Source organism: Sphingopyxis sp. SCN 67-31, from assembly GCF_001725095.1.
In genome coordinates this window covers 74,753-80,786 of record NZ_MEFH01000059.1, presented here as the reverse complement: position 1 = coordinate 80,786, position 6,034 = coordinate 74,753, and the positions used below count along the sequence as shown (strand labels likewise).

Here is a 6,034-nt window from a genome sequence, read left to right as displayed (position 1 = left end):
GCGCGACCAGGCCTATGGCCGCATCCTGATGACCGCCTCGTCGACCGGCCTCTACGGCAATTTCGGCCAGGCCAATTACGGCGCGGCGAAGCTCGGCCTGGCCGGCCTGACCAAGACGCTGCATCTCGAAGGCGCGAAATACAACGTCCGCTGCAACACGATCGCCCCGGTCGCGGGCACGCGCATGACCGAGGATATCTTCCCGCCCGAACTGTTCGAGAAGTTCACGCCCGAAAACGTCGTGCCCGCCGCGCTGTTCCTCGTCAGCGAGGACGCCCCGACCAACATGATCGTCGGCGCGGGCGCCGGGGCCTTCCATGCCGCCTATGTCACCGCCACGCCGGGCGTCGCGCTGCCCGAGGACGAGCGCACGCCCGAGGGCATCGCCGCGGCATGGGAGAAGATCATCGACCGCAACGGCGAAATCGTCCCGCAATCGGGCAGCGAGCAGTCGATGATCGTGATGAAGGCGTTGCAGGCGCTGGGCTGACGCGAAAACCCTCCCTGTCGCATAGCGATGGGGAGGCCGCCGCGCTTCACCGTATTGACACACTAACACGCCCGTGCGATACCGTCGCGGGGCAAGGGGATCGGACGAAAGGACGACCCCGATGTATAGTGAAAGCGACCTGCAAGCCGCGGTCGATGCGAAGGTGTTGACGCCGGAAGCCGTTCAGGCCTTTCGGTCGCATGTCGCATCGGTGCGCGACGCCCCCGGAGCGGACGAGGAATCCTTCCGCCTCATCACCGGATTCAACGATATTTTCGTCAGCATCGCGGCGGTCATCCTGCTCGTCGCGGTGGGCTGGATCGGCGAATCGATCCACACGGCGCTTGCGGGCGCCTTCGTCGCGGCATCGGCGTGGCTGCTCGCCGAATATTTCACCCGGCATCGCCGGATGGCGCTCCCCAGCATCGTGCTCGTCCTCGCCTTTTCGGGCGGCGTCTGCGCGACGATGCTCGGCTTCTTCTTCCGGCACGGCGAGGCGCTGTTCGGTCCGCGTCTCGGCGACACGGCCGGCGCCCTGCTGATCGGCGGCATCGCGCTCGTCACCGCGGCGGCGACCTGGCTGCACTGGAAGCGCTTCATGGTGCCGATCACCGTCGCCGCCGGCACCGCCGCGCTCGCTGCGACGGCGGTCGCGCTGATCCTGTCGGTCGTCGGCAGCTTCGGGTCGCCCGACCTGGTGATGGCGCTGGTGCTGGTCGCGGGGCTCGGCGTCTTCGCGCTCGCCATGTGGTGGGACCGCAGCGACCGCACGCGCACGACGCGCCGCAGCGACGTCGCCTTCTGGCTGCACCTGCTCGCGGCGCCGATGATCGCGCACCCGATCTTCCACCTGCTCGGCGTGACGCAGGGCGACGATATTTCCAGCGCCGCCGCGGTGATGGTCGTCGGCATCTACGTGCTGTTCGGGCTGATCGCGCTGGCGGTCGACCGCCGCGCGCTGCTCGTTTCGGCGCTCGCCTACGTGCTCTTCGCGCTGACCCAGCTTTTCCGCACCTTCGGCGCCGTCGAACTCAACGTCGCGCTGACCGCTTTCGTGATCGGATCGGCGCTGCTGCTGCTTTCCGCTTTCTGGCAGAATGCCCGCGCGGTGATCGTCGCGATGCTGCCCGCCGGGCTGGCCGAACAGCTTCCCGCTACGATCCGCCCGCAACCAGCTTCATAAGCTTGCGCTCGACGGGGGCGAGCACGTTCGTCAGCTCGTCCCCGCGCTTCAGCACCGCCCCGCCCTCCGACACCAGCGCCCACATGCCCTGGCGGCTCCGCAAGGCGGGGCGTTTCTCTATGCGATATTCAGGACGCTCGGCGCTGCGGCGAAAGGCGGAGAAGATCGCAACGTCGTGATGGAAGTCCATCGCATAGTCGCGCCACTTCCCGGCCGCGACCATGCGGCCGTAGAGATCGAGGATGCGGGTCAGTTCGTGCCGGTCGAACCCCGTCTGCCGCGGCGCAACGCGGCCAGGAAAGGAGAGCGGCGTGACCGTCCCCATCAGGCGCTTTTCCGACCTCCCTTGCGCCGCGGCGCATTGTCCTCGGCCCCGTCGGCATCGCGTTCCGCGATCAACGCGGCGAGCTGCTTCTGAAGCTGGTCGAGCTGGCACTGGAGCAGCTCGATCTTCTGCGTCGCCGGATCGAAGGTTTCGCTGCACGGCGTGCCATAGGGCACGAACTCGCGCGCATATTCGGTCGCATCGACCAGCGTCGAGCGCGCCGGAATGCCGACCATCACCGCGCCCTCGGGCACGTCCCTGGTCACCACGGCGTTGGCGCCGACACGCGCGCGCGCGTTGACGACGACCGGCCCCAATATCTGCGCGCCCGATCCGACGATGACATCGTCGCACAGCGTCGGGTGCCGCTTGCCGCCGATGCCGTTGGCGGGATCGGTGCCGCCCAGCGTCACGTCCTGATAGATGGAGACATTGTCGCCGATCTCCGCCGTTTCGCCGATGACGACGCCAAAGCCGTGATCGATGAACAGATGGCGGCCGATCGTCGCGCCCGGGTGGATGTCGATCCCGGTCAGCCAGCGTGCCAGATGATTGACGAAGCGGGCCAGGAAGAACAGGTCGGCCTCGAACAACCAGTGCGCGATGCGGTGCATGCCGACCGCGAGCAAGCCCGGATAGAGCAGGATTTCCCAGCGGGTCCGTGGCGCGGGGTCGCGCGCCTTGATCGAATCCAGATAGGCGACGAGCCCGTTGAACATCGCATTTTTCCCCTGCGACCCTGTCTTGTTCGCGGCAAGATAGAGGTTCGGCGGGCGCATTTCCACCCCCGGCGCCGCACTTTCGTCAGCGGCCCAGAAGCCCGATCCGGAAAAGCAGCCATTCCTCGCGGCGCCAGCGGCGCTCGCCCCCATGCGCGGCGATCGCCCCGGCCCAGCGGTCGAGCATCAGCAGCGCGCGATGACCGACGGCGGCCCGCGACGGTCGCGGACGGTCGCGGGCATCGGCGAACAGCCGGTGCGCGGCCTCCGCTTCGCCCTGCAATGTCGCTGCCCAGACGAGGCCCCAGCGCTCGCCACCGCCGCCACCCGACAGAGCGAAAAGCGCCGTGCCGAAGTCGCATGCGGCCACGCTCCGTGCCGCGCCATCGTCGGCGAGCAGCAGCGCCTCGGCGGCATCGGGAAGCGCGCCAAGCCCGGCCTTCCCCGCCCAGTCCGTCTGCAGTTCGGCGAGCAGCGGCTCGCCCTTCGGCAGCGCGGCCGGGTCGTTTTCGAGCGTCGCCATCATGTCGCGCCACCAGGCGAGCTTGATCTGCGCGATCAGCGGCTCGCGCGCATCGCGGACCAACTTGCCCAGCCGCTCGGCCAGCGCCCACAGCGCCGTCATCGCGGCGCGGCGGTCGCGCGGCACGGCGACCATGACGCGCGGATCGCGCAGGTCGGGATAGAGGCTTACCTCGGATTCGTCGTCGCCGGTCATGTGCGGCGCGCTATCATTTCAAAGCCGTCATTGCGACCTCGACACACTCATCGCCTGCCGCCCGACCGTCGCCCCGCCTCCGCGCGGGCGACGGTCATGGCGAGGATGCAATCAACCGCGGTTGCACACGGCCTTCACCGCCGCGATCACGCGCGGCGTGTCGACCAGCGCTGCCTTTTCGAGATTGGCAGCATAGGGCAACGGCACATCCTCGTCGGTCACACGCATCACGGGCGCATCGAGGTCGTCGAAGCCCTGCTCCATCGCGACCATCGCCAGTTCGCTGGCGATCGAGCAGGTCGGCCAGCCTTCCTCGACGACGACCATGCGGTTCGTCTTCTTCAGGCTGGCGAGCACGGTAGCCGTGTCGAGCGGGCGCAGCGTGCGCAGGTCGATGACCTCTGCGTCGATGCCCTCGCCCGCCAGCGCCTCAGCCGCCTCGAGCGCGAGCCCGACGCCGATCGAATAGCTGACGATGGTAACGTCATTGCCTTCGCGCATGATCCGCGCCTTGCCGATCGGCAGCACATAATCCTCGACGTCGGGAACCTCGAAGCTGCGGCCATAGAGCAGCTCGTTCTCGAGGAAGACCACCGGGTCCTCGCTGCGGATCGCGGCCTTGAGCAGCCCCTTGGCATCGGCCGCGTCATAGGGCGCGATCACGATCAGGCCGGGGACGCTCGCATACCACGGGGCATAATTCTGGCTGTGCTGCGCCCCGACGCGCGACGCGGCGCCGTTGGGGCCGCGGAACACGATCGGACAGCGCATCTGTCCGCCCGACATGTAATTGGTCTTTGCCGCCGAGTTGATGATGTGGTCGATCGCCTGCATCGCGAAGTTGAAGGTCATGAACTCGATGATCGGACGCAGTCCGCCCATCGCCGCGCCGGTGCCCAGCCCGGCAAAGCCATATTCTGTGATCGGCGTATCGACGACGCGCCGCGCCCCGAACTCGTCGAGCAGCCCCTGCGTGACCTTGTAGGCGCCCTGATATTCGGCGACCTCCTCGCCCATCACGAAGATGCGGTCGTCGGCGCGCATTTCCTCGGCCATAGCATCGCGCAGCGCCTCGCGGACGGTGAGCTTGACCATCGCGGTGCCGGCGGGAATGTCGGGGTCCGCGACCTGCGCCTTCGCCTTGACGGCAAGCTGATCGGTGCCCGACTCGGCCTTCTTCGGCGCCTCCTCGCTCTCGCTCTTCGCCTCGGCCGCCGTCGGCGCCTGTTCCGCGGGAGCGGGGGCGGGGGCAGGCGCAGTTGCCGTAGCGGCCTCCTCCCCCTCGCCCGCGATCAGCGCGATCACCGTGCCGACCTTCACATTGTCGGTGCCTTCGGGGATCAGGATCTGCGCGACCGTGCCTTCGTCGACCGCTTCATATTCCATCGTCGCCTTGTCGGTCTCGATCTCGGCGAGAATGTCGCCCGACTTCACTTCGTCGCCTTCCTTGACGAGCCATTTGGCGAGCGTGCCTTCTTCCATCGTCGGCGACAGCGCCGGCATCTTCAGTTCGATCGCCATCTCAATATTGCTCCACCAGCACATCGGTATAAAGGTCGGAAAGCTCCGGTTCCGGCGCGCTTTCGGCGAAGTCTGCGGCCTCGTTCACGACCTGGCGGATTTCCTTGTCGATCTCCTTGATCTTTTCCTCGCCGATCCCGGCATCGAGCATCAGCTTCTTCAGCCCCTCGATCGCGTCCGACTTGTCGCGCACCGCCTGCACCTCTTCGCGGCTGCGGTATTTGGCGGGGTCGGACATCGAGTGGCCGCGATAGCGATAGGTCTTGAGTTCGAGCAGGATCGGTCCCTTGCCCGCGCGCACCCATTCGAGCGCCGCCTCGGCCGCGCCGCGCACCGCGAGCACGTCCATGCCGTCGATCTGCATGCCGGGAATGCGGAAGCTCTCGCCGCGGCGATAGAGCTGATCCTCGGCCGACGAGCGGTTGACTGACGTGCCCATCGCATACTGGTTGTTCTCGATCACGAAGATGATCGGCAGCTTCCACAGCTCGGCCATGTTGAAGCTTTCGTACACCTGACCCTGGTTCGCGGCGCCGTCGCCGAAATAGGCCATGGCGACGCCGCCGTCGCCGCGATATTTGTGCGCGAAGGCAAGACCGGTACCGAGCGCGACCTGCGCGCCGACGATGCCGTGACCGCCATAGAATTTATGCTCGACGCTGAACATGTGCATCGAACCGCCCTTGCCGCGCGAAATGCCCGCGGCGCGGCCGGTCAGTTCGGCCATGATCACCTTGGGATCGATGCCATAGGCGAGCATGTGGCCATGGTCGCGATAGCCGGTGATGACGCTGTCCTTGTCGCCGTCGAGCGCCGACTGCAGGCCGACCGCGACGGCCTCCTGCCCGATATAGAGGTGACAGAAGCCGCCGATCAGGCCGAGGCCATAGAGCTGGCCGGCCTTCTCCTCGAAACGCCGGATGAGCAGCATCTCGCGATAGAATGTCTCGAGTTCCTCCGGTGTCGCCTCATAGGGGGCGGGATCGCGCGGTGTTTCGCGGTTGGACGTGGGGGCTGGGGTGGATGCAGTTTTTTTTGGCGCGGCAGTCTTGCGCGCAGGTGCTTTGGCCAAGGCGGT

Annotated in this window: 7 protein-coding genes; 2 read left to right on the top strand and 5 right to left on the bottom strand. The window is 67.1% G+C overall.

Going from position 1 to position 6,034, the window contains the following annotated elements; translation table 11 throughout:
* Together ABS88_RS11530 and ABS88_RS11525 are read left to right on the top strand one after the other, a co-directional pair.
* The coding region (locus ABS88_RS11530) for an SDR family NAD(P)-dependent oxidoreductase (protein ID WP_286749834.1) at nt 1-490 on the top strand (490 nt) is incomplete at its 5' end.
* Nucleotides 491-611: 121 nt separating this feature from the next.
* On the top strand, nt 612-1,673 hold the full coding sequence (locus tag ABS88_RS11525) for a hypothetical protein (protein WP_286749833.1): 1,062 nt from the start codon (nt 612-614) through the stop codon (nt 1,671-1,673).
* Here the strand turns inward: ABS88_RS11525 and ABS88_RS11520 are convergent.
* From ABS88_RS11520 to pdhA, 5 genes are all read right to left on the bottom strand, one after another.
* On the bottom strand, nt 1,645-1,998 hold the full coding sequence (locus ABS88_RS11520; protein WP_286749832.1) for a DUF2794 domain-containing protein: 354 nt from the start codon (nt 1,996-1,998) through the stop codon (nt 1,645-1,647). The genes ABS88_RS11525 and ABS88_RS11520 overlap by 29 nt on opposite strands.
* Nucleotides 1,998-2,717, bottom strand: coding sequence for a serine O-acetyltransferase EpsC (gene epsC, locus ABS88_RS11515; RefSeq protein ID WP_067107799.1), 720 nt, complete (start codon nt 2,715-2,717; stop codon nt 1,998-2,000). Before epsC ends, ABS88_RS11520 begins: the two co-directional genes overlap by 1 nt.
* A gap of 85 nt (nt 2,718-2,802) precedes the next feature.
* A complete protein-coding gene (locus tag ABS88_RS11510) occupies nt 2,803-3,435 on the bottom strand; it encodes an isoprenoid biosynthesis enzyme family protein (protein WP_286749831.1) in 633 nt (210 codons plus the stop codon).
* 111 nt (nt 3,436-3,546) lie between these two features.
* Nucleotides 3,547-4,956, bottom strand: coding sequence for a pyruvate dehydrogenase complex E1 component subunit beta (locus ABS88_RS11505; RefSeq protein WP_286749830.1), 1,410 nt, complete (start codon nt 4,954-4,956; stop codon nt 3,547-3,549).
* A gap of 1 nt (nt 4,957) precedes the next feature.
* Complete coding sequence (gene pdhA, locus ABS88_RS11500) at nt 4,958-6,028, bottom strand: pyruvate dehydrogenase (acetyl-transferring) E1 component subunit alpha (RefSeq protein ID WP_067107687.1); 1,071 nt, start codon at nt 6,026-6,028, stop codon at nt 4,958-4,960.
* Nucleotides 6,029-6,034 lie beyond the last annotated feature (6 nt).

Bases quoted from the DNA above. Each gene is read 5' to 3' on its own strand.
- ABS88_RS11525 (WP_286749833.1), top strand. From the start codon at position 612: ATGTATAGTGAAAGCGACCTGCAAGCCGCGGTCGATGCGAAGGTGTTG.
- ABS88_RS11520 (WP_286749832.1), bottom strand. From the start codon at position 1,998: ATGGGGACGGTCACGCCGCTCTCCTTTCCTGGCCGCGTTGCGCCGCGG.
- epsC (WP_067107799.1), bottom strand. From the start codon at position 2,717: ATGTTCAACGGGCTCGTCGCCTATCTGGATTCGATCAAGGCGCGCGAC.
- ABS88_RS11510 (WP_286749831.1), bottom strand. From the start codon at position 3,435: ATGACCGGCGACGACGAATCCGAGGTAAGCCTCTATCCCGACCTGCGC.
- ABS88_RS11505 (WP_286749830.1), bottom strand. From the start codon at position 4,956: ATGGCGATCGAACTGAAGATGCCGGCGCTGTCGCCGACGATGGAAGAA.